Here is a 22,444-nt window from a genome sequence, read left to right as displayed (position 1 = left end):
GCTCTTTATGGTATAATATATACTAATATAACAAATAGTAACAACTGAAACAATAGCAATACCATTTTATTTCAGGAAGGAAACAACGATGAATGGATTGATTGACAAGAAGAAAGTGGTGGGAATTTTCATTGGTCTGATGACAAGCCTTTTGCTTTACGCACTTGATACTACGGTCGTAAGTACTGCCATGAAACAAATTATAGGTGAGTTGCATGGCATGCAGTACTATGCATGGCCATTTACTGCCTATATGCTCGGATCGACGATAATCATTCCGATTTGTGGTGAGATTTCCGATGCCTATGGTGACAAACCGGTATTCCTTGCAGGAATCTTTGTATTTCTTTTTGGTTCTGTCTTCTGTGGTTGCTCTCGGAACCTGCTGTGGCTGGTAGTTGCCCGCAGTGTCCAGGGACTTGGAGGCGGTTGTATCGTCTCCAGTGTTTTTACTACCGTTGCATTGTTGTTTCCGCCGCAACAGCGTGGGAAGTATACAGGCTTGGTAACGTCCGGCGTTGCAAGCATCATCGGTCCTGTGGTCGGAGGATTGGTCACTGACTACTTGGGGTGGAGATGGATCTTTTTCCTGAATCTTCCGCTTGGCATTGTCGCCGCAGTATTCATCGCAGTGAATCTTCCTGATTGTAAGGAAGATAAGTCCAAGGATATTGACGGCAATGGCATTGTCTTGCTGGTTGTTTCCTTGTTGCCGTTTCTTCTTGCATTCAGTCTGGTGGAGACTTGCTTTCCATGGAATTCCTGGTTTTTCAAGGGGTTGTTGATATTTGCTGCTCTCGGATTTGTCCTGTTCGGATGGCATGAAACGAAGACTGCAGATCCTGTCATTTCTCTGTCTTGCCTTTCGGACAGAGCAGTCAGTATGTCGTTGGTCATGGCATTTCTCAATCAGGCACTTATGTTTGCCGTCATTCTTTTCCTGCCATACTTTGTCCAAGTGGTAATGGGGTCCTCGGCAACAGTGTCCGGCATTGCCATTACTCCTATGATGATCGGCCTATTGCTTGCAAGCAATCTTTCCGGGCAGTTGATTTCTCGGATCGGAAAATGCAAGTTGCTTTCCATCGGTGCCTTTCTCCTGTCGGCTGGGGGGATGTTCCTGCTGTCGACCTTGGGAGCGAATGCAACCTATGGAACCGTCGTGTTGTATGCAGTCTTGACGGGGTTTGCAATCGGAATCAACATGCCGATCAGCAATGTAAATGCCCAGAATGCTGTCCCACGTGAAAGAATCGGCAGTATTACTTCGTCTGTTATGTTCTGTAAGAACTTGGGGCGGACAGTAGGTTCTGCAGTCTATGGAGCAATCCTTGCGAATGCAATGCGCGTAGGACTGGCTCGGCTCGATATGGACCATCTGCCTGCTACCCTTCAGGCTTTTGTCCATAATCCTACCGGTTTGGTCAATGTCCGAGCTGTTGAAAAACTGCAGGCATATTTGCCACAGGATGTGTTGCAGCAGTTCAATGCATTGTTACAACAGGCAGATCATGTCCTGCTTGCTGCAGTGAAAGACGTATTTCTCGCCGGCATGCTGACTGCAATTGTCGGTGCATTCCTGATGATTTTCCTGAAGGAAGCCTTGTTCGAGAAAAAACAGTAAGATATCAACCGTTCGGTTGATTTGTTTTTTCTCCCTGTTGCATACGATGACTGCAGGAAGAAAAAAATGACAGAACTTTTAGAAGTAAAGCATCTTACGAAAAGTTTCGGCGATGCTGTTGTGCTCAATGATTTCAGCTTTGCCGTACATAGCAGGGAAATACTGTGTATCCTGGGACCAAATGGGGCCGGCAAGTCTACAACAATCAATATACTGACTGCTGCACTTGGCTATGACCGTGGTGATATTCGCTTTGAGGGACAACCTATAGGAAAAGAGCTGAAATCATATAGACAATCCTTAGGAATTGTTCCCCAGGATATAGCATTATATGAACAGCTGAGCGCAGAGCAGAATCTCCGTTTCTTTGCTGCACTTTATGGATTGCATGGACGTTTGCTCTTAGAAGCCGTGGACAAAGCCTTGATATTTGCCGGACTTGAGAAAAGACGGCATGACAAGGTCAAGACTTTTTCCGGTGGAATGAAACGAAGGCTCAACATTGCCTGTGCCATAGCACATTCACCGAAATTGGTAATCATGGATGAACCTACCGTCGGGATAGACCCCCAGAGCCGGAATTATATTCTGTCTTCCATTAGAAAACTGCGAGATGATGGCATGACGGTCATCTATACTACCCACTACTTGGAGGAAGTCGAGGCTATTTCCTCACGGATCATTATCCTGGACCATGGGATACTCATTGCAGAAGGGACCAAGGAAAGTCTCAAGGAGCATTTGGCAAACAAGAAAAAGTACACTATTGAAGTAGATGGGAACGGCAAGGTATCCCATGATGCATTCTTTGCCATAGAAGGGGTACAGGATGTCAGGATGAAAGGCAATGCTTTTGAAATTACTTCCCTTACGGGTGTAGAGAATCTTGACAAGATCATTGCACTGCTTGCTGATCATGGGGAGAAGATCCGAAACATTACCAGTGAAGATGCAAGTCTGGAGATGGTATTCCTTGAATTGACCGGCAGAAGGCTGAGGGACTGAGGAGGATACGTATGAGACGCTTTACCGTACTGTTTCGTATGGACCTGACCAACCTGTTGAAAAATCCGGTCCTGGTCTTTGCAAATACCTTGTTTGCAGCAATGCTGATCATCATCATGGGATTGCTTGCCGGAGGAAGTTATGCGAACATGCAGGATGCATACCAATATTACTTGGTTTCCATGCTTGTCTTTGCAATGCTGGACGGGGCAATGACAGCTTCCAACTGCTTTATGGAACGGGATATCAGGCGCCCGAATCTGCGTATAATCTTTTCACCTGCAGGCAGTTTTTCACTTTGGTTTTCCAAGATATTTTCATCGTTCGTGTTTGACTGGGGGCTCCACCTGCTTTTGCTTGCTGTATTATGTCCCCTGCTGCGGGTGAACCTTGGCAGTCATCCGGTGGCAGTAATCCTGCTTATGGGACCTGTTGAATTTGCTTCGGCTGCGTTGGGGGGGGTCTTTTGCTGTGTGTTGCATAGTGAAGAGTCGGCAAGTTCGCTGTTGAGCACGGTAATCACTTTGCTATGTATCATGGGGGGACCTTTTTCCCGACGGATGGCTTGGGATCTGCCATTGCGGCCATTTCCAGGGTATCCCCTGTGCGATGGATCAACGAGGGATTCTTTACTTTGGTCAGCGACGGTAGCTTACGCTATACATTTCCTATTTTTGGGATGGCTGCGCTTGTAGGTCTGCTGCTTGTAATCGGTTGTCAGCTGACATTCAGAACGGAGGATTACTTATGAAAAATTTTTTTGCCATATTGAAAAATGATTATCTGCATACCATACCGGAACTTGTTTCTTTCATTGTCATGACGGTGTTTGCCCTTTGCTCGATTCTGCTTGCTGTCTATCTGACTGAAAGTCCCCGGCCTGCAGCTCATGTTGCCTTTTCATCCGAAGCTGCACAGGCTATTCCCTTGTCGGAAAACCTAAAACAACTGTCAGTGACTGTCGTAGGGGAAAAACCACCCCGGTCACAGTTCATGGAACAGAAGTATGATGCCTATGTTACCGTCGATGCAGCAGGAGGTATCCATGTCGATACACTCTATGGCACATCCTTTCGTAACCAATTGCTTCAGTTGCTTGAAGACCCGGAAACGACGGTGACGATGGAGACCATGCGGAATGTTGGTGTGAATATCATCGGCTTCATGATGATGTTTTTGCTTATGCTCTCCTCTTCCTTTATGTTTGTCTTTGCTGATGACAATGAAACTGGTATCCTGAGACGAATTATAGCTGCTCCTGTTTCCTTCGGAGAGTATCTTGCTGCGCATTGTGTCTATTGCTTCTCACTGTTTTTTCCTGAATATTGTCTTTTGTGTATCCTGAAACTGGCTGGTATCAACATCGGTTTTTCCCTTGGTGCCTATGCAGGTTTCATGTTGGTCCTTGGTTTCCTGGGGCTTTCTTTTTCCCTGTTGCTTCATACATTGTTCAGGAAAGCTGACAATGCAAATATGCTTGGCAATGCCGTGACGGTCTTGGCTTCGATATTGGCCGGAGGGTTTTCAGCCAAGGCAACTTCCCATGCCGTACTTGATACGGTAACCAGATTTCTGCCACAGAAGGCATTGATGGATTTTGCAGGACAACTGGCCGGTGGTTTTCCTGTATCATGGATATCTATGGGATATGTCGTTGTCGTTTCCTGTACATTGTTTGGAATTTCTTGGTATATCCTTGGAAAATCGTACATAAAAGCTGATTAGGAACCATTGGGCCATGGGTACAGGTGTGGTATGCTGTCCGTATCAGGATTCCAAGGAGGAGACAGGATGGAAGGATCTTCACGGGCATTGCTTCTTTCGACAAAACTGACAGTGCCGGCTCCTCGTGAGGACTATATCGTAAGGACGTCATTGTTTTCCCAGCTTTCACACAACCTTGACAAGAGTGTGATCTTTATATGCAGTGGTACAGGTACAGGCAAAACGACATTGCTTTCTTCCTTTATCAAGGAAACAGGATTGGCACCGGTAGAATGGGTTTCTCTGGATGCTTCGAATACCAATGCCTATACGTTCTGGCTGTATATTACCGCTGCCGTCAGTGCTTTTTGGGAAGATGATGGGAATTTATTGGCATTGATGCGTGCCAATCCTGATGCTTCACATATGGAGAATCTGCTCACGCTTCTTATCAACAGGATTTGTGCAAATGACGTCGAATATTACCTCGTGCTGGATGATGTCCATTGTATTCATGATGCGACCTTGATCCGGATGCTTGAGTTTTTTTTCAGTGCCATGCCGCCTAACTTTCATCTGTTCATGCTGTCACGGGAAGATCCGCCGGTATATCTTGGGTCCTTGGCTATGTCCGGCAAGCTGTTTTTCATTGATGCAAAGAAAATGCAGTTTGCACCGGACGAAGGCATTGCTTTCCTGAAGCATACTCTGAAACTCCAGGCGGATGATGAAGAACTGACAAGACTCAATACCTATGCTGAAGGATGGGTGGGAGGTCTGCAGCTTGCTGCAGCTTCCGGTATTATCGGCTCTTCCTTCGGACATTTGCTTCGTGCAGGCGGAGGCATTGCGGCTTCCTATCTGACACGGGAGATGTTTACTATCCTTTTGTCAGGATGAAAAGAGCTTTCTGGTCAGGACAGGATTCCTTTCTTACTTTGATGCCGACCTTTGTGTCGCACTGTTGCCGCAGTTTACCGAAGCGGATATTGTCCAGATAGTAGACCAGCTTATCCATAAGAATCTTTTTATTGTCTGTGTAGATGTAAAAAAAGGCATTTATCGTTATCACAATATGCTTTCAGCTTATCTCGCACAGTTGTTCGGTAAATTGCCATGACAGGAACGTAGGGCACTGCGTTGCAATGCTGCAAGAAAGTTTGAAAAGCGGGGAGACAAGGAATCGGCTATGGATGAGTATTGTGAGGCTGAAGAATATGCAGATGTACTCCGCTTGGCACAGTCGATGGAAGGACAGACTGGGGCATGGAGCTATCTCAACAGGATTCCCCTTGATTTGCTCGTACAGCATACTGATCTTACGGTCCAGTGTTTCCTGTATAATCTTGCCAATCTGGACAGTGAACGTTGCAGGCAGATAAGCAGGAGATACCAGGAGGAATGCAATGACCCTGGCTTATTGCAGGTCATACAGGCTTTGGATGTGTATCTGAATGCAGAAAACGGCATTCAACCATCCATGCGTGTACTACCGGTGGATTTGCTCAAGAATGTTGGGCTCGGGCCTGTATCACAGGCAATGATATTGGTCGGTAATTCTACAATACAGATGGAGAAAATGCTTTATGACGAAGCAGAATATGGGATTGAGCTTGCTGTGCAGACTTGCTCCGGGGCCAATATGTTTGTTACGTTCTTTGCCTATAATCAGCTGGCACAGGTCTATGAAGAAACTGGAAATCTTAACAAAAGTCTGTCATGTTATGCCCAGACTTTCCGGTTCTGCAATGCCAAAGCAATGATTTCCGGTATCAAGATAAACTATTTCTTTGGATTGGCCGGGGTTCTGATGCGTAGGATGGAGCTCCTGGAGGCAGGCGAAAACATAGAAAAGGCTGCCTCGATATTACGGAACCAACGGTACCATCTGGATATTGCTGATATTACCTTGCAGTTCCATCAGTCAGAACTATTGTTGTTGTCCGGGAATATTGCAGAGGGACAGGCTGGATTTGAAAAACTGCTGAATACCTATCCTACGCTGTCATTGTTCAATCTTGGTCGTTTGGTTTGGGAATTTGCCTGTGAAGGATGTCTTGATCCTTCGATGTCTTCTACTTTTCTACGTGAACTAGGAACTGACCGACGTCAATACCTGCAGCCATTCCTGCGCCTTCTTCGTGCCCGTCTGCTTGCCGGTCAGGGCAAAGAAGCTGAAGCAATGGAAGAAGTTGATGATGTGTTGGCTATTTCTCGTCTGAAAAAAAACAAACTTCGCCTGGTAGAAGCCGGATTGCTCAAGATACATCTGCTGACAGTTGGGAAAAAGCTGACTAGCGAGCAACGTGAAGTGATGAACCTGCTCAGGGAAGCCATTCACTATGCAAGTGCAGATTGTATCCTTTTGCCATTTTATTTGGAAAGGTCAGTACTCTTGGTTCCATTGTCGGCCTTTTCATCAGCGGATCGCTCGATGTCGAAAGGTGAATTGACATTCCTAAGAAGGGTATGGCAAGTCTGTGGATACGATGGTATATGTGGACGGCTTCCTGAACAGCTGTCTGTAAGGGAACAGGAAGTACTGGAAGAACTGGCCTTGGGTATCACCAACAAAGAAATTGCGGATAGGCTTTGCATATCCTTGGCTACAGTGAAAACACATGTACTGAGTATCTTCGGAAAGCTTGGGGTGTCCTCCCGTCTTATGGCCGTGTAGGAAGCCCGCAGGAAAGGTCTTATTTCCTGACTGTTCCAGATGACATTATTTTTCGTGTGATTGTTTCTGAACTCTGAGTCGTTTTTATTTAGACTTAAAGAAGAGCTTTGATATATCTATAATATTAATATTCCTTAATAGGTACTATATTTTGAATTATGATACTATTTTTTGAGTGAAAAGATGAATTACACCTATTCTACTGACCTGCTTGTACAAAAAACAGGAAACAGGTATCATGCCTTTGTCAATCTTGGAGGCCGTGCCAGTAGCGATGGATTACTGTCATGTTCTGTCATCCGAATTACACTCATAATTTTACTACAGTACTAAGGAGCTTCGCATGGAAACCAAAAGAAAAACCAGCGGGCGGAAAGGGGTAGCTGACTATTTTGTCACGTTCCTCAATGGTATGGCTCAGGGATTGTTCGCGTCTCTCATCATCGGTCTTATCATCAAACAAATCGGAACCTATGCTTCGATTCCACTGCTTGTCCAATTCGGACAGGTTGCCCAGTATCTTACCGGTCCTGCTATCGGTGTCGGTGTCGCCATGAGCGTCGGGGCAAGCCCGCTCGGTGTATTTTGTTCTGCGGTAGCAGGGGCTATCGGTGCAGGGACTATTGTACTTTCTCCTTCCGGAGAGTTCATCAAACTGACTCTTGGGGAACCGGTCGGTGCCTTGTGTGCCTCATTGGCTGCTGCCGAAGCTTCCAAGCGAGTGGCCGGAAAAACGAAGGTAGATATCATCGTCGTACCTTTTGTCACTATCCTGACCGGAGGCTTGGTCGGCAAGTTTCTTTCTCCGTTTGTCTCTGCTATGATGAAGGCCTTGGGCATGTTCATCAATCAGCTTACTACACTCTATCCGCTTCCGATGGGTATCTTGGTTGCAACTGTGGTCGGTATGATCCTTACGCTTCCTATTTCATCGGCGGCTATCTGCATCAGTCTGAATCTTTCCGGGCTTGCTGCAGGTGCAGCTACGGTGGGGTGTTGCGCGCAGATGGTCGGTTTTGCCGTTTCTTCCTATAGGGAAAATGGTATTTCAGGCTTGATCAGCCAAGGACTGGGAACCAGCATGCTGCAGATACCGAATATTGTCCATAACTGGCGGATATGGATTCCACCGACATTGACTGCCGCTATCGTAGGACCGCTGTCTACGCTTGTTTTCAAGATGACGAACAATGCTGCCGGAGCAGGAATGGGAACAAGTGGACTGGTGGGACAGTTCAATACGATTGCTACTATGGGCATGTCGGCATTTGTCCCGATGGTATTGCTTCATTTTGTCCTTCCTGCGGCCCTTTCTTTTGTCTTCAGTGAAGCAATGCGGAAAAAGGGCTGGATACAACCTGGTGATCTGGCACTTGCCGCATAGCATAGTTCCATCGGAAGGTGGAAAAATCTTGCAAAAAGGTCAAGAATGGATAAAACAAGATATCCATGGAATCTTATACTTGGACAGAGAGATGAAAAGTGGATACGACAGGAAAGATATTACGTGCCATTGACTATATTGAAGACAACCTGACGCATAGGCTTGGCCTAGAGGCTGTTGCCGATTGTGTCGGCCTGTCGATGGCATACCTGGACAGAACTTTTTCCATGATGACCGGATTGCCACTCCATGTTTACTTGAAGCGGCGTCAGCTCACGGAAGCTGCCCGGTTGCTTTCGTTTTCTGACTTGCCGATCATGGACATAGCATTGTCAGCAGGGTATGAAAACCAGCAGGCATTCAGCAATGCATTCCGGTCGAGATATAAGTATGCGCCTGGGAGCTTCAGGAAAAGGCAGCTGTTTTATCCATTGCAGCAACGATGGGATTTTTCTGAGGAAATTGCCTTTCTGTCTGGGAAGGCAAATTCAGTTTCCTTGGAATTTGATAATGCAGAAATGACTGATATTTCCGGATGGCTGCGACTGGCTGGTTTAGCTGTCGATGGATATCCCTGTTTTGATGAAAGAGAACATATCAGTGCTGTTGAAAAATATATCAAAGCAGGGCAGGCGCTTCTTGCCTATAAGGGAAATATTCTTGTCGGGGCGCTATTGGTATCTCCAGACAGGGGATTCATAGATTTTCTCGGCATACATCCGTTATGCCGAAAGACTGAGCTTGCTTCCTTGCTTCTTTCAAAGGCTGTGCACGGACTGTTGCAGGGAAGCGATACCGTCTGTATGACGACGTACAGAGATGGTGACAGATCTGATACAGGCTATAGAAAGTTTCTTCTTGATTCCGGTTTTGTCCCTTCTGACTTGTCGGTTGAATTTGGCTATCCTACCCAGAAGTTTCTGTTTGACAGGAAACTCCATGAAGGATGCACTTGTCCTGTTTGCAGGTCCCCGGGGAAAAATGTCTGAGAAGGGTATCAATGTAGCTCATCGGACGATAGGTTCCCTTGTTGCCTTCGCTGCTCCGACAATATTCATGATGCTTTTTTCCGGTCTTTATACGCTCGTGGATACAATATGCATAGTTAGGCTTGTAGGGAGCGATGCCTTGTCTGCCGTCAATATCGTAACACCGGTGATCAACCTCATCGTGGGACTGGGATCAATGCTTGCTTCCGGTGGCAGTGCAATTGTTGCCCGTAAGTTCGGAGAAAGGAATGAGAAGGAAGCAAGGCAAGATTTTTCCTTTATTGTCTTTGTAGGTTTTGTTTTTGGGATAGCGATTGCTTTGTCAGGCAGTATGTTTATGGATAGCATCAGTCAGTTTTCTTGGAGCCTACAGGTGTATTGAAAGCTTATGCGGCCGCATATCTTCTCTTGCTTAGTCTGTTCTCTCCTGCAAATATACTGCAGACTCTTTTCAGCTTTTTTCTTTGTGACGGCCGGACGCCCGAAACTGGGTTTTTCATTGGTCGCTGTAGCTGGAACAATGAATGCCTGTTTGGATTTTTTGTTTATGGGACCGTTTGGGATGGGTATCAGAGGTGCTGCCCTGGCTACTGGGATCGGTTACCTCGTTCCTGCTGTAGGCGGGGTGGTCTTCTTTCTGCATGGTACCGGTTCTGAGTTATACATTACCCGTTTTCGTCGGGATTTCCGTCTCATTGCAGAAAGCTGTGGTAACGGAGCTTCCGAGCTGGTCGGACAACTTTCTGTTGCCGTTACTACCTTTCTTTTCAATGGGGCTATGCTCCGTCTGGTTGGAGTCGATGGTGTTGCTGCAATAACTATCATCATCTATGCACAGTTTTTGCTTGATACACTTTTCATCGGGTTTTCCATGGGAGTTGTTCCTCTTGTCAGTTATGCATTTGGGAAAAAGGCTTATGGGGAAGTGAAGCAGTTGGTATGGCACTGTATCGGTTTCATTGCGGTTGCATCGATTTCCGCATTTCTTCTGGCTCTGTGTTGCGGATCTTCTGTAACAGGTCTGTTCGTTCCTGAAGGGTCTGCTGTATATGGGATTGCAAAAACTGGATTCAGCCTCATTGCATGGGCTTTTCTTTTCAGTGGAGTGAATGTTTTTGCTTCGGTCTTTTTTACTGCACTTGGAGATGAGAAATGTTCCATGGTTATTTCCTTGCTGAGGAGCCTGGTACTTCTTGCTTTTGGTATTATAGTATTGCCACATTTGTCTGGCTTTGAGGGAATCTGGCTGTCACTGCCGTTTGCAGAAGCAGGAACATTTGTGGTTTCTGTCAGTTTTCTGAGGTGGAAAATGAAGGATTTGTCCTAGGGTCTTTTCGTTTTTCTTTGTTTTGGATGATTCCTCTACGACATTGGAAGTCAGCATATTATGGCATGGTGGCAGGTCTTTTATAAACGATTTAAAATAATAGGATGTTTGTGTTTTACGCAAAGTATGGTTTGTTTTTTTGAAATCATATAAAAAAGGTTGAATTGTATATGCTGATTATCTGGTGTCTGTAAGGATTAAAGGATTATTTGCCAAACAGACCTTTGTGAAAAGGCTTTGTTATGAACGTCGAATGGAAACCTATCTGATACATGTAAAACAAGTAGTATACAGAGCCAATGATGATGAGATTATGGGAAAAAAATTATTATCCTATTGCATTACAAAACAGAAATACAGGCCCAATAATAAGAAAAAATCTTTGCAGAATGAAAAGCGTGTTGCATTGCCAGCACCATGGGTTATCCTTTGATACACATGGAGGAACAATTTGGAACCCTTAAAAAGAGCAATTTGATATAAACAAGTAATTAATATAAGTTTACTATACTATTTGCCTATTAGTATAAATTTTTAAAAATGTTTTGTCACTGATTTTATGTAATCCTTGTGTCAATTTTTGACAATATTCTGGTTTTGTAAAAAAGCAAATTTCTTTTTTTGAGTAAAGATTTTTTTCTTTAACTTGTTTGTAAGTTTTGAGGAAATATATTTCATTCATTATGTAAGTTTATTTAATATTTGCTTTTAATTTTAACAAAATTCTATATTTTGTTTATTAATTTTAAATATTTTATTACTAAACAAATATTTATTTAAAAGAAATGCTAGTGATTGCGGTGTATGTCTATTCTCTTGAAGATTGACATAAACTAATTAGGTACGTAGTCTTTTCCTTTAAAAGGTAAATAATTATAAAATGAAACGCTTATTACTAATATTTAACATGGTGGCTATTGTTTTTCTTGCAAGTTGTAGCTTGGAATTGGGATCGAAATCTAGTAAAGAATACACCCTTACTTATTTTGACCGGGGATATTCTAGAAATTTGACCTATCATGCAGGCGATGAAGTCTCTGTCCTTGGTAGTGCTTTCCATAGTAATGTCGGTTATCACTTAGAAAATTGGAATACTGTGAGTAATGGTTCTGGAACTACATATGAACTTAATTCAACTTTTACAATGCCTGCTTCTGATTTAACATTGTATGCGATTTGGCTACAAACATATTCTGTTTATTATAAATCAAATAAGGCAACCAGTGGAACTGTGCCAACAGATACTACCAAATATTATACGGGTAATACTGTTTCTGTATTAGGTAACAGTGGAGAATTAGCCAGAGATGATTGTGAATTTTCTGGATGGAATACAAGTGCAGATGGAAATGGTACAAATTATAAAGAAGGTGACACCATAGCGATAGATGATTGTTCTGTAGTGCTTTATGCTCAGTGGAAAACTGTTGTAGCAACAGAATTTGCAGGGGGAGATGGCAGTGCAGAAAATCCATACAAAATAGCAACTGGTGCCCAACTCTGTCTGGCACGCAAGTATTTGGATTCTTATTTTATTCAGACAGCAGATATCAATATAAGTGTATTTTGTGAAAATGATGGTTGGGTACCTGTCGGAAAATATCTGGGAGATGGCTATGAGGATTATATGTTCCAAGGGCAGTATGATGGTAATGGCTATACGATTTCAGGCTTAAAATCAACCGGGTCAGGTTTATTTGGTGCAATAACGAAAGATGCAGTACTGAAAAATATTACACTTAAGTCATTAGATATTAAGAATGAACGCTGTACGGGAGCTATTGTCAATCAAAATAATGGCTTGATTAAAAACTGTTCTAGTTCTGGTTCAATTACAAATAGCAATTCACCCTGTGAAGCGCATATTGGAGGGCTTATTGGTATAAATTATGGTACAGTAATTGATTGTGATAGCTCTATGTTTATTTCTAATAATGGTTTGGGATGGGACGTTGGTGGTATCATAGGAGAAAATATTTCTAGTGAAAATGATAAAGGAAATTGTGGTATAATAAAAGATTGTACTTTTACAGGAATTATATATGGCTATAATACTACAGGAGGGATTGTTGGCAGTAGTAGTTACGGAACAATTTCAAATTGTACGTTTAGCGGATCAATAACCAATGGTTACGGAGGTACTAAGACTGGAGGAATTGTTGGAGAATCTACTAGTGATGAAATAAGTTCTTGTTTTTCTTCGGGTATTGTAAAAACTACGGATCCTTTTACCGGTGGATTGATTGGCTTTAGTGATGGGTCGACAATTTCAAATTGCTATGTCACTGGAAAAGTTAAAGGAGAAAGTTGTGTTGGAGGCCTTCTTGGTACAGGTTTTGGGAATACAACAGTTGATTGTTGTTATGTTACAGGGAATACTACAGGTTTAAAAGAAGATGTTGGAGGACTTATCGGCGAATGCTATGGAACCGTTGCTACCAAAGTAATGAATAGTTATGTATCTGGAAGTGTAGATGGAAATTCATATGTAGGAGGCTTAATTGGTAATGGTAAGATAGCCTCTCTCGTAAATTGCTATGCAGTCGGTGATGTGACAGGTAGTGAATATATAGGAGGACTGATTGGAAATGGTGATGATATTGCTGTTGAATACTGCTACGCAGCAGGCAAAGTGACAGGAGAAGAATATCTAGGTGGTCTGATTGGTATAAAATCAAGTAAAGCAACTATTACGGATTGCTATTATGATAGTGAAACCTCTGGACAAAATGATTCTATTAAGGGAACTCCCAAGACGACTGAACAGATGAAAGAAAAAAGTACATATTCTAGTTGGGATTTTATAGATATCTGGGATATTGATGAAGGAAATTCTTATCCTACCTTGCAGTGGGAAAAATAACGAAAACAAAATTAAAGAACTATTGATAATGAAAATCAAATTATTTTAGTAATATTTTATTTTTTGTTATGTGGATTTCATAAAATAGCATTATGCAGGCAGTAAAACAATGTGACCTTGCAAACATAGTTTCAAAGCAACATAATAGTTAGTTAAATGTTAAAAGTTAAATTAGCTTTGTGAATATATAAGTGAGTTGCGATGTATTTCTATGTTGAATATATTTTATAATTATGCTATTTGTTAATATAATTAATATATCTTGCTATAAAAATTGCAGCGCAGTGAATCTAATAGGAAAATATTATGTACTTGAAAAAGATAGTAATTAGAAATTTTCGTATTTTTGATGCAAAAGGTATAACTGTAAAGTTTAATAAAGGTGTTAATGCCATTATTGGAGAAAATAACACTGGAAAATCGGCAGTCATTGATGCAATCAGGATTGCCTTTGGTGCTGTACTCTATCGAAAAGATATTTTTTTCAGTAAAGCAGATTTTCATATTGATGCCCAAGGAAAACGTGCAGAAACTTCTCAGTTTGATGTTTATCTTGAAGATGTACCTAAGCAATTAATTGAAATTTGGGATCCTCAAGGTGAGTCTCTAGGTGAGTTCCATATTCACTTTTATATAGATTCTTCTTCTTATGGAAATAGAAAAGTGAAGTATAAGGCCTGGGGTGACAAAGAGGAAGGGAATCAACTTTCTGCAGAAACTTTTTATGCAATTAATTTAGCCTACTTAGGTGCCTTGCGTGATGCAGAAAATGAAATGAAGCCGTCTCGTTCAAGTAAGCTTGCTACTTTATTAGATACTGTTGTTGAAGATGATGATAAAAAAGCAGATTTAGTAAATATATTACAACAATCAAATACTCAATTATTGCAAGCAGAGCCAATTATACAAATTAAAGATATAATCAATGCTAATCTTCAGGAAATTGAACAAGAGCTGTTATCTCAGCAAATAGATATTGGTCTTGTAGAACCTCGTTTTGAGTCAATTACCTCTTCACTCCGATCTTGGATTCTTCCTAAATGGTATTTTATTCAAAAAGATTATGAGTATTATGATAGAATTATTTCAAAGTGTATTGATCCGAAGTTTTCGCGTCTTATTCAGCAAACAGATGACGGTATGTATTTGGCAATTGATGAATTTTTAAAGGTTTCTGAGGATTCAGACGATTCACTAAAGTCTTCATTGAGATTACTGAGGAATCATTCATTTGAGTTATATCAGAATGGTTTGGGATATAATAATATTTTATTTATGGCTACTGTATTAGGAGATATGTCACTGGAAAAATCAGGCGTATATTTAAATCTATTTGTAGTTGAAGAACCTGAGGCCCATTTACATCCCCAATTACAGGAACTTATACATAGTTTTTTTGAGAAACGTTACAATACCTCTTCTGTGATACAAGTAATTTATACTTCACATTCTCCGACCTTGGTATCTAGGATTGATATCAATGCTATTAATCTTTTATATGAGAAAAATCATGCAGTCTGTTGCTATCCTTTGGAAGATGCAAACTTAGAGGAAAAAGAGAAAGATTATTTAGAAAAATATATTGATGTTACTAAGTCTCAAATGTTCTTTGCTAAGGGTATTCTATTTGTTGAGGGAATTAGTGAGGCTATACTTCTTCCTGATTTCGCGGCTTTGTTAAATCGGCAATTTGATAAGTATGCAGTTGAATTAGTCAATATCAATGGAACTGCATTTACTCCTTTTGCTAAAATAGCAACTTTACCAGGGGAAAAGGGAAGTTTTGCAAAAACCGCAATTGTTACAGATGATGATCGATGTTCAGATGCTAATTCTTTGGATACTTATATCTCAAAAGATCTTGATTTTAAAACTGATTTTAAAACTGATTTAACTGATATTTTGAACAAGTTAGATAAAGGTACCTGTTCTGATAGATGTGCAAAAATTCAAGCATTGTGTTCAAATTATGGAATTGGCTTTTATCAGGCAAGAAAAACATTTGAATATGAATTGGCTTTGGAAAAGGATAATATTCAATACATGCTTGAAGCTATTGTTGATGTATTTCCTCAAGTTGGTGTTGAACTTAAAAAGGAAGTTGAACAAGATTCTTCTTTGGATAATAAGGCAATTATGATATGGCTATTTATACGTAAGAGGGATGCATCAAAAGCACAGATTGCACAATCATTAAGCAGAATAATCAAGCAGCAACTTAAAAAAATTGCAGAGGATGAAACTGTAACTTCTCCATTTGTTGTGCCTGAATATATCAAGAATGCCATTTATTCTGTAACAACAACTCGATAATGCTTATGTATAACTTTACAGAAGAACAAAATATTTTTCTTAAGGCTGAGGGCAATATTGTACTCCAAGCTTGCCCTGGTAGTGGCAAAACCACAAGTATTGCAAAAAAATTTGTACAGTATGTGGAAAATTGGAAACAACCTCACCAGGGGGTAGCAATTCTCTCTTTCACGAATGTTGCCAGCGAAGAAGTTAAGCAACAAGTACAAGAAATGATTTTACCAGGATTCGATACTGGCTATCCACATTATTTAGGGACCTTAGATAGTTTTATCAATAAATATATTTTACTAAGATTTGGATATTTGCTCTATCCTGAACCAAAACGTCCTATTATTTCTCTGGATGATTTGTTTTTGCTTCCCTTCTTCCAATGGAAATCTGAGTGTTATCGTAAAGGATGTGTTACTAACATAAGTAGCTTCAGATGGGATAAAAATGGCAGATTGTTATATAATAATGAGAATATTCGTTGTAAAAAAGAAAAAGGAGCTGCGCTTCCATGTGAACAATACAAAAAACTGTTGCTAAAAAAAGGACTTATATTTCAAAGTGAAACAGCAAGTTTTGCCTATTTATTACTAAAAAAACATCCTAATATTGCAGCGGCTATTGCAACACGTTTCCCTGTAATTATTGTTGATGAAGCACAAGATTCTTCTGCAGAACAGATGGCTGTATTGGATTTAATCAATCAGGCGGGAACAAAATCTATGTTTTTGATAGGTGACCCTGATCAATCAATTTATGAATGGAGAAATGCAACTCCGAAATGTTTTAGAGATAAAATCGATAGTGATAAGTGGCGTACATTACGGTTAACTGGCAATTTTCGAAGTTCACAATTGATCTGTAATGTTACGAGATTTTTTTCAAAATCTTTAGAGGGGACAGAACCAAGCAAAGCTATTGGTTCAGATGTTGCTTACTCTCAAGAACCTATATTGTTATTGTATGAAGGAAATATAAAAAATAATAAAGGGAAGATAATAGAAAAATTTAGAGAAATCTGTATTGAACATGCAATTACTATTGATGCTTCACATGTTGCCATTGTCACTCGTGGAAGAATTAGTTCTAATAGGGAAGTTTCTGGCCTTTGGAAAAGCCCTGAAGTCAAATTCTTTGCAAATGCTTCATATGAATGGATGGCAGGATCAAGGAAAAAAGCTTATGAATTTTGTGAAAAAGGTTTGTTTGGGCTAATTATTAAGGGATATAAAGATATTCAAGATGATTTTAGAGTAGAAATTGAAAATTGCATGCCTTATGAATTTTGGCACTCTATTGTAGTTGAATTATTAATAAAACTTCCATCTGCAAACTTACCACTATCAGATTGGGTTAAAAGACTAATAGAACAGATAAATAAATTATGTTGTCAATATAACCTTACATTGTTAAAAGATAAAACTATTCAAGGTGTTATAAAAATTAAGAAACGGGATCAAAAAGTTAAAGATTTCAAGACAATACCTTTGAAAAGTTATTTTGAAACTATAAATCAATCATCATATACAGAATCTTCTGTACATGGTGTAAAAGGACAAACTTATGATGCTTTGATGTTACTTGTAGGAAACAACAAAGGAAATACGATTACTTCACGATTTCTTTGTGAAGGCTCATTAGATACTGAATTAATGAGAATAGCCTATGTTGCAATGACAAGACCAAGAAAACTTCTTGTTATTGCTATGCCAAAAATAGAGAATCAATTTTTATTATCACGCTTTTCCATATCTAATTGGGAATATATCTATGTTTAAGTGCTGACTAATTTATTTTTCTTGAATATATGTTCTCTATGATATTGCAAAAAGACAAAATGTTCTGGCCTTAGTCTCCTTATCTGCAAGGAGGGATAGAGTCCGAGTAATTGCAATTGGGAAGGAGTAAGAACAGGAGAGATCAAAATGCGTCCATCGTTAGCAAATGAAATATAACCCTGATCAAAAAGCTTGTCAAAACGACTTTCCAAAAGTAAGCCGTTAAATACATTGAGCCGTTCTGTTGCGGTGGTACAATCAGCCCATGGTTTTGCATGACTAGCATAGAGCAATTCGGGAATATCTAAACCTGTAAGGGCGCATTTGCCATTCCAATATTTTATCAAGGCATCTCTGTAACATGTTTGGCCAATTCTTTGTGTAACTTCGTTCTTTATCGTTGTATCATCAATATTGAGATTCTTGATTTTTTCTAAATATATTTGTAATGGTGTATCTGGCAATACAGACGCCAAAACAGATGCTTTCTTTAGGATAAGCCGAAGAGTATCAATTCCATCAATTTGTGCAAGGGAACTCTCACTATATTGCTTTGCAAGTTCTTCTGACAGAGTAGAAGACGAAAATGATAACTTATATTGTTCCTTTTTGACTAATTGGATAAATCCTCTGAAATGATGTAAAGCAGAGGATATTTCAATGCATGTATTGTTGAGCTTGCTAACGTTTTCCCAACCTGATGTTATTGCAATATTATCTACAAGCATGAAGGTATAATAATCTATGTCCATAGGGCAGGGTCCTTTTCCAAGCGATTCCAAGCTTCAAGTGTGAGTCGTTTAGTTCGATATTCACCATATTGTTTTTCTTCGTCGGTTTTTAGCCCTGGAAAGGTTTGGGTCGGATAATCTTTGCCCATTATAGATTGGGGATCTAAAATATATTCTAGGTCTTTCTGTGATAAGCCATATTTTTTAGCATAAAAAGCATCTATTTCAGCTTGTAGTATTGCTCTTTCCTCTTCATTATATGGATGTAAATTACAATCCAGAGCTTTTGCCATTGCAGTTGAAGTTGCTAGCAATTTCTGAACTCTTGTTACAATAAATTGTTTTTGTATATCAGAAAAAGCCTTTGGGGGAATACAAGCAAGCTGTTTGAAAATAAAATATTTCATATCGGTTCCACCAACTTTTTTGCGTGCTATATAGTCGAAAATTAGGCTGTTTACACATGAAAGAAATATCATTGCTTGTGTGGTATCTAAATTCATAATCGATAGAAACTTATCGTTTGTTGCAGATCGTGGAATTATTGTAGCAATGGTGGTTCTCATATTTGTCGAATTAGTAATATCTCTCCATCCCATTAACCATTTAGGACTTTGCTGGTCCATAAATTGGTCCATATCTTGCCAGATCTGCGTAGAATCTCCTAGCTTGGAAAGAATAGCGTTGTTTGAATAAAGAAGTTCTTCCCTTAGCTGTGTTTCATCATGGTCAAGCCATGCCTTGATTACTTTTGAAGGTACGTTTTGTGCAATTCTTGCTAAAACTTGTCTTTTATCAACCCAATAACGAGGCTTGATTTCAAAACCGGGGTTTTGTTTTTCTTCAGGAGTAACATTTCTCGTAATCAGATTTCCTTTTTTATCGGTAGCACCATCAAAGGTTGCCCATCTGTGGTCATATCGGTGTATCATTTTTGCTTCATACAGGGGATAACAACTGGAATTTGCTTGTGTCTGGAAAAGTTTGGAATCATTGGACATATCAAATAATCGAGAAAAAGATAGATTCCAAGGATTTCCTGATTTTGTATCATTTTCATTCCAAATTACTTGCGAATGTCGGTACATTTGCTTTGTCAGTTCTGCATCTGCCTTGCTTCTGAACAGAGGAAGGGAATGCGTATTGGGATTTATTAGATCAAAATCAGAAGCTTCCATTTGGAAATGTCGTCGATCATCATCCAAATCCTGTATTGTGTGCAAGAAACAGGCAAAGTCTGCAGTTTTAGTCTTGGAAAGGGTAAGTAGGCAAAATTTATAACTTTTATGTACTGCTGGGAAAATATTTTGGTTTTCAAAATCATATAAGGATTGCAATTCTTCGTTATTAATAAAGGAAGCGAATAGTTCCTTTGTGGAATCATCAGTTGCAATTCCTGTTGGAACAATTATACCTGCAGATCCTTCCTTTTTCTTTAGTTTAGAAAATAGTTCGGTAAAAAGAGCATACAAATTGACATCGCCTTTACCTGAAAGTGGGTATTGACCTTGGTTTTTGTTATTGACATGGAAGAATGTACTTTGTGTTTCTGCTGTATGACAAGCTGATAAAAATTGCTGGTAGAGAAGTTGATCAGGGGTATTCACTTCTGATTTTCCTAACTTAGAGATTTTCTTTCTCCTTTGTGCAGCATTCATAGCATTTGCAATATCTGGTCTTCTCGATGCAAAGAATTCTTTCTCTTGCAGTGTTATACGTTCCCATGGGGGATTACCAAGGACGACATCAAATCCACCAGAAGAAAAGACATTTGGAAACATCAAAGGCCAATGAAAAGCTTTTGCTTCTCTTGCTGTTTTCCTGCTGGTTTCAATTGCATTTTTATCTTTTTCATCAATTTTCAGATTTTCCCTTATTTGTCGCAGTAGTCTTGTCGTAGGAACGATTGAAGAATTGTCTTTGACCGTCAGAAATGCACCTATATAAGTATCTGCAGCAATCATATCTACCATATCATTCAACTTAGTTAATTGTTCTTTATAACGTTTTGTTTTTGTTGTGATTTCTTCTAATGAATCTTCTGGTAAATTGGTGATTTCTGAAAGCGGGTTTTCTTCTTCTGTCTCATCAAATAAAGTTCCTTGTCGAATTGTTTTATCATTTTTATAAACTTGAAGATTTTTTTGTTCAGCACTATTACATTTTCGAAGTTCTTTGCAGATCTCGGTATCATCTTTTGTAAGTTTTTTATAAGCATCAGATGGAATACCATAATCCAATATGGAAAGATTAAAGACACCGAGCAATGAATTACCGCAAAGGATATGTGAATCTAGAAAACCAAGAGGTTTTTCAGGTTCAAATCCTTCCAACCAAAGGGACATTTTTGTCAATTCTACGGCCATTGGGTTAATATCTACTCCGAAGATACAGTTTTTGATTACTAACCGTAAAGCATCACGATAACCATCAGGGGTATTTGCATCACTTCTCAGTTTTGTTAGTCGTACGGCTATTGTACGAGCTGCAGCGAGAAGGAAATGCCCACTTCCACAAGCAGGGTCGACTACTTTCAATGACAAAATTGCGGTTTCAGGATCAGTAGAATTCTCCTTAATTTTCTTTTCAAGAACAGGTACAAGTGTTGTTTCTATCAAATGTTCAACGAGAAAGTGAGGTGTGTAATAGCTACCTGTTGTCTTTCGCAGATTACCTGCTGTATCTTCTTCATCTGAAATCCCGATGAAACGAAAAGATTTTGTATCCAAATCTACATGGGGAATCAGTTCAAGTAGACTTTCATATACAGAACCTAGTTCTTCAGTTCCCATATTACCATAATCTACCCAATGACTATAATTATCTTCTTGGGACCACCGCAAACAATATAAAGCAGATAGAAAAGCCTCGTTTGATAATTTTGCCGTATCTAAATCGAGGCACTGAGTGTGAAGAAATAATCCTCCGAGCGCTGGAAGAGCAAGTTTTCTTTCTCCTTTTTCCAAACAACGGAATACAATTTTCTGTGCTTCCCAGAGATCATTGTACGCATTGAAATTGGATATAGAATTCAAAATGATACGTAATCGGGCTTGACTATAACCTTTATCATATAGATCTCTTTCTTTCGTCAGTAAAGGATCCTGCAAAAAAATAAGCCTTAGTCCTTTGTCGCTTTTCCTTTCTTCTGTTGCAAATATAAACAAGAGTCTATAAATTAAATGAAGCAACTGTTGGTGATAAGTCTGTTCTGTCAATGATCCTGTGGCTAGTTTTTCATAAAGTAATGAATTTTTTGGATTGTTTAGGAAACCTGAACCAAGGATGCAGAGGGCTTCTGTAACACCTTTTCGTAATCTTTCTCTAATCCGTTCTCCACCTTCAATAGCTGTATTTCTCCATTCTTCCCAGATATGCAAAGGGATGTCATTAATTGCATCATGAATTCTTGAGACATGGAATATTCTCCAAAGGATTCCATATTCATTATAAGAATCAGCTTCAAGGATAGCTAGAAGATCAAATTCCAGATATTGGGGACGAGAAAGCGTTGGAGACGATCTAAGTAAACGAATTGACTTACCATTTGAAACTACCCCCCATCGTTCTCGTCCGACACTATCTAGATACTCTTGTACCATCTGGGTTACTGTAAGCTTTGAAGAACCTCCATTGCTTACAGAGAAAGCACTGTCAGAAAAATCAAGTGTAAGATTAGCAGGACAAACAGTCAGTGGTACCAAATCATATGCAATACGTTGTAATGGGTAACCATATTGTTCTATATGTTTTGATCTGACTGCTTGCAAATCCCAGCCAAGACACATAGTAAAGAATCTACGTACAAATTCTTGTGTAACCAGACGTATATTATTTTCTTTATTTGTTATTTTTATCTCAAATTGTTTGGAAAGAGCTCGAGCAATCTGGTATGATCGACCGATTTCATCAAGCAAGGATAATCCTGGAGGTATTTGATAATCCTCTTTTTTTTGTGCTATTGCGTTCTCACAAGAAATTGCTTCAAGCTGGTCATTTGAAAAAATTGTACCTTCGAGATGAATATTTTGCCATAAATGCGTAGTACTTCTTGCCAT

At 39.9% G+C, this 22,444-nt stretch carries 16 protein-coding genes; 13 read left to right on the top strand and 3 right to left on the bottom strand.

All coding sequences use genetic code 11. The annotated features are described in order from the left end of the window. The first annotated feature begins 88 nt into the window (after nt 1-88). The 5 genes from LKE40_04465 to LKE40_04445 all read left to right on the top strand — a co-directional run bounded on the left by LKE40_04465 (nt 89) and on the right by LKE40_04445 (nt 5,233). On the top strand, nt 89-1,624 hold the full coding sequence (locus tag LKE40_04465) for an MFS transporter (protein ID MCH3916711.1): 1,536 nt from the start codon (nt 89-91) through the stop codon (nt 1,622-1,624). 66 nt (nt 1,625-1,690) lie between these two features. After that, a complete protein-coding gene (locus LKE40_04460) occupies nt 1,691-2,629 on the top strand; it encodes an ABC transporter ATP-binding protein (protein ID MCH3916710.1) in 939 nt (312 codons plus the stop codon). Nucleotides 2,630-2,640: 11 nt separating this feature from the next. Continuing rightward, entirely contained in the window at nt 2,641-3,324 is a 684-nt protein-coding gene (locus LKE40_04455; GenBank protein MCH3916709.1) for an ABC transporter permease, read from the top strand. A gap of 52 nt (nt 3,325-3,376) precedes the next feature. Continuing rightward, nucleotides 3,377-4,354: an ABC transporter permease gene (locus LKE40_04450; GenBank protein MCH3916708.1), complete on the top strand. Its 978-nt coding sequence runs from the start codon at nt 3,377-3,379 to the stop codon at nt 4,352-4,354. Between the two features lie 66 nt (nt 4,355-4,420). After that, nucleotides 4,421-5,233, top strand: coding sequence for a hypothetical protein (locus LKE40_04445; protein ID MCH3916707.1), 813 nt, complete (start codon nt 4,421-4,423; stop codon nt 5,231-5,233). Here the strand turns inward: LKE40_04445 and LKE40_04440 are convergent. Further along, on the bottom strand, nt 5,214-5,351 hold the full coding sequence (locus tag LKE40_04440) for a hypothetical protein (GenBank protein ID MCH3916706.1): 138 nt from the start codon (nt 5,349-5,351) through the stop codon (nt 5,214-5,216). The two genes, LKE40_04445 and LKE40_04440, sit on opposite strands and share 20 nt — an antisense overlap. Nucleotides 5,352-5,522: 171 nt before the next feature. Here LKE40_04440 and LKE40_04435 point away from each other — a divergent pair, with 171 nt between their 5' ends. From LKE40_04435 to LKE40_04400, 8 genes are all read left to right on the top strand, one after another. Next, complete coding sequence (locus LKE40_04435) at nt 5,523-7,010, top strand: LuxR C-terminal-related transcriptional regulator (GenBank protein MCH3916705.1); 1,488 nt, start codon at nt 5,523-5,525, stop codon at nt 7,008-7,010. Nucleotides 7,011-7,353: 343 nt separating this feature from the next. Continuing rightward, on the top strand, nt 7,354-8,394 hold the full coding sequence (locus LKE40_04430) for a PTS sugar transporter subunit IIC (protein ID MCH3916704.1): 1,041 nt from the start codon (nt 7,354-7,356) through the stop codon (nt 8,392-8,394). 98 nt (nt 8,395-8,492) lie between these two features. Beyond that, on the top strand, nt 8,493-9,383 hold the full coding sequence (locus LKE40_04425) for an AraC family transcriptional regulator (GenBank protein MCH3916703.1): 891 nt from the start codon (nt 8,493-8,495) through the stop codon (nt 9,381-9,383). After that, nucleotides 9,334-9,765 (top strand): hypothetical protein, encoded by a 432-nt coding sequence (locus LKE40_04420; GenBank protein ID MCH3916702.1) that lies wholly within the window; start codon nt 9,334-9,336, stop codon nt 9,763-9,765. Before LKE40_04425 ends, LKE40_04420 begins: the two co-directional genes overlap by 50 nt. A gap of 84 nt (nt 9,766-9,849) precedes the next feature. Further along, nucleotides 9,850-10,710 carry an MATE family efflux transporter gene (locus LKE40_04415; protein ID MCH3916701.1) on the top strand — a complete coding sequence of 287 codons (861 nt, stop codon included), beginning with the start codon at nt 9,850-9,852 and terminating at the stop codon, nt 10,708-10,710. 880 nt (nt 10,711-11,590) lie between these two features. After that, nucleotides 11,591-13,573, top strand: coding sequence for an InlB B-repeat-containing protein (locus LKE40_04410; GenBank protein MCH3916700.1), 1,983 nt, complete (start codon nt 11,591-11,593; stop codon nt 13,571-13,573). A gap of 306 nt (nt 13,574-13,879) precedes the next feature. After that, complete coding sequence (locus LKE40_04405) at nt 13,880-15,886, top strand: AAA family ATPase (protein MCH3916699.1); 2,007 nt, start codon at nt 13,880-13,882, stop codon at nt 15,884-15,886. Nucleotides 15,887-15,891: 5 nt separating this feature from the next. Continuing rightward, nucleotides 15,892-17,655 (top strand): ATP-dependent helicase, encoded by a 1,764-nt coding sequence (locus tag LKE40_04400; protein MCH3916698.1) that lies wholly within the window; start codon nt 15,892-15,894, stop codon nt 17,653-17,655. Here the strand turns inward: LKE40_04400 and LKE40_04395 are convergent. Both LKE40_04395 and LKE40_04390 read right to left on the bottom strand, forming a co-directional pair. Next, entirely contained in the window at nt 17,652-18,407 is a 756-nt protein-coding gene (locus LKE40_04395) for an HNH endonuclease (GenBank protein ID MCH3916697.1), read from the bottom strand. The two genes, LKE40_04400 and LKE40_04395, sit on opposite strands and share 4 nt — an antisense overlap. Continuing rightward, nucleotides 18,398-22,444: an N-6 DNA methylase gene (locus LKE40_04390; protein ID MCH3916696.1), complete on the bottom strand. Its 4,047-nt coding sequence runs from the start codon at nt 22,442-22,444 to the stop codon at nt 18,398-18,400. The genes LKE40_04395 and LKE40_04390 overlap by 10 nt, the downstream gene beginning before the upstream one ends.

It is taken from the genome of Spirochaetia bacterium (assembly GCA_022482625.1).
In the GTDB taxonomy this organism is placed as follows: domain Bacteria; phylum Spirochaetota; class Spirochaetia; order Sphaerochaetales; family Sphaerochaetaceae; genus Pleomorphochaeta.
The sequence above is the reverse complement of the archived record's forward strand: the minus strand, read 5'-3'. Positions and strand labels throughout refer to the sequence as shown.

Excerpts from the sequence above, each read along its gene's own strand:
- LKE40_04465 (MCH3916711.1), top strand. The coding sequence starts at position 89 with ATGAATGGATTGATTGACAAGAAGAAAGTGGTGGGAATTTTCATTGGT.
- LKE40_04460 (MCH3916710.1), top strand. The coding sequence starts at position 1,691 with ATGACAGAACTTTTAGAAGTAAAGCATCTTACGAAAAGTTTCGGCGAT.
- LKE40_04455 (MCH3916709.1), top strand. The coding sequence starts at position 2,641 with ATGAGACGCTTTACCGTACTGTTTCGTATGGACCTGACCAACCTGTTG.
- LKE40_04450 (MCH3916708.1), top strand. The coding sequence starts at position 3,377 with ATGAAAAATTTTTTTGCCATATTGAAAAATGATTATCTGCATACCATA.
- LKE40_04445 (MCH3916707.1), top strand. The coding sequence starts at position 4,421 with ATGGAAGGATCTTCACGGGCATTGCTTCTTTCGACAAAACTGACAGTG.
- LKE40_04440 (MCH3916706.1), bottom strand. The coding sequence starts at position 5,351 with ATGGATAAGCTGGTCTACTATCTGGACAATATCCGCTTCGGTAAACTG.
- LKE40_04435 (MCH3916705.1), top strand. The coding sequence starts at position 5,523 with ATGGATGAGTATTGTGAGGCTGAAGAATATGCAGATGTACTCCGCTTG.
- LKE40_04430 (MCH3916704.1), top strand. The coding sequence starts at position 7,354 with ATGGAAACCAAAAGAAAAACCAGCGGGCGGAAAGGGGTAGCTGACTAT.
- LKE40_04420 (MCH3916702.1), top strand. The coding sequence starts at position 9,334 with ATGAAGGATGCACTTGTCCTGTTTGCAGGTCCCCGGGGAAAAATGTCT.
- LKE40_04410 (MCH3916700.1), top strand. The coding sequence starts at position 11,591 with ATGAAACGCTTATTACTAATATTTAACATGGTGGCTATTGTTTTTCTT.
- LKE40_04405 (MCH3916699.1), top strand. The coding sequence starts at position 13,880 with ATGTACTTGAAAAAGATAGTAATTAGAAATTTTCGTATTTTTGATGCA.
- LKE40_04400 (MCH3916698.1), top strand. The coding sequence starts at position 15,892 with ATGTATAACTTTACAGAAGAACAAAATATTTTTCTTAAGGCTGAGGGC.
- LKE40_04395 (MCH3916697.1), bottom strand. The coding sequence starts at position 18,407 with ATGGACATAGATTATTATACCTTCATGCTTGTAGATAATATTGCAATA.
- LKE40_04390 (MCH3916696.1), bottom strand. The coding sequence starts at position 22,444 with ATGGCAAGAAGTACTACGCATTTATGGCAAAATATTCATCTCGAAGGT.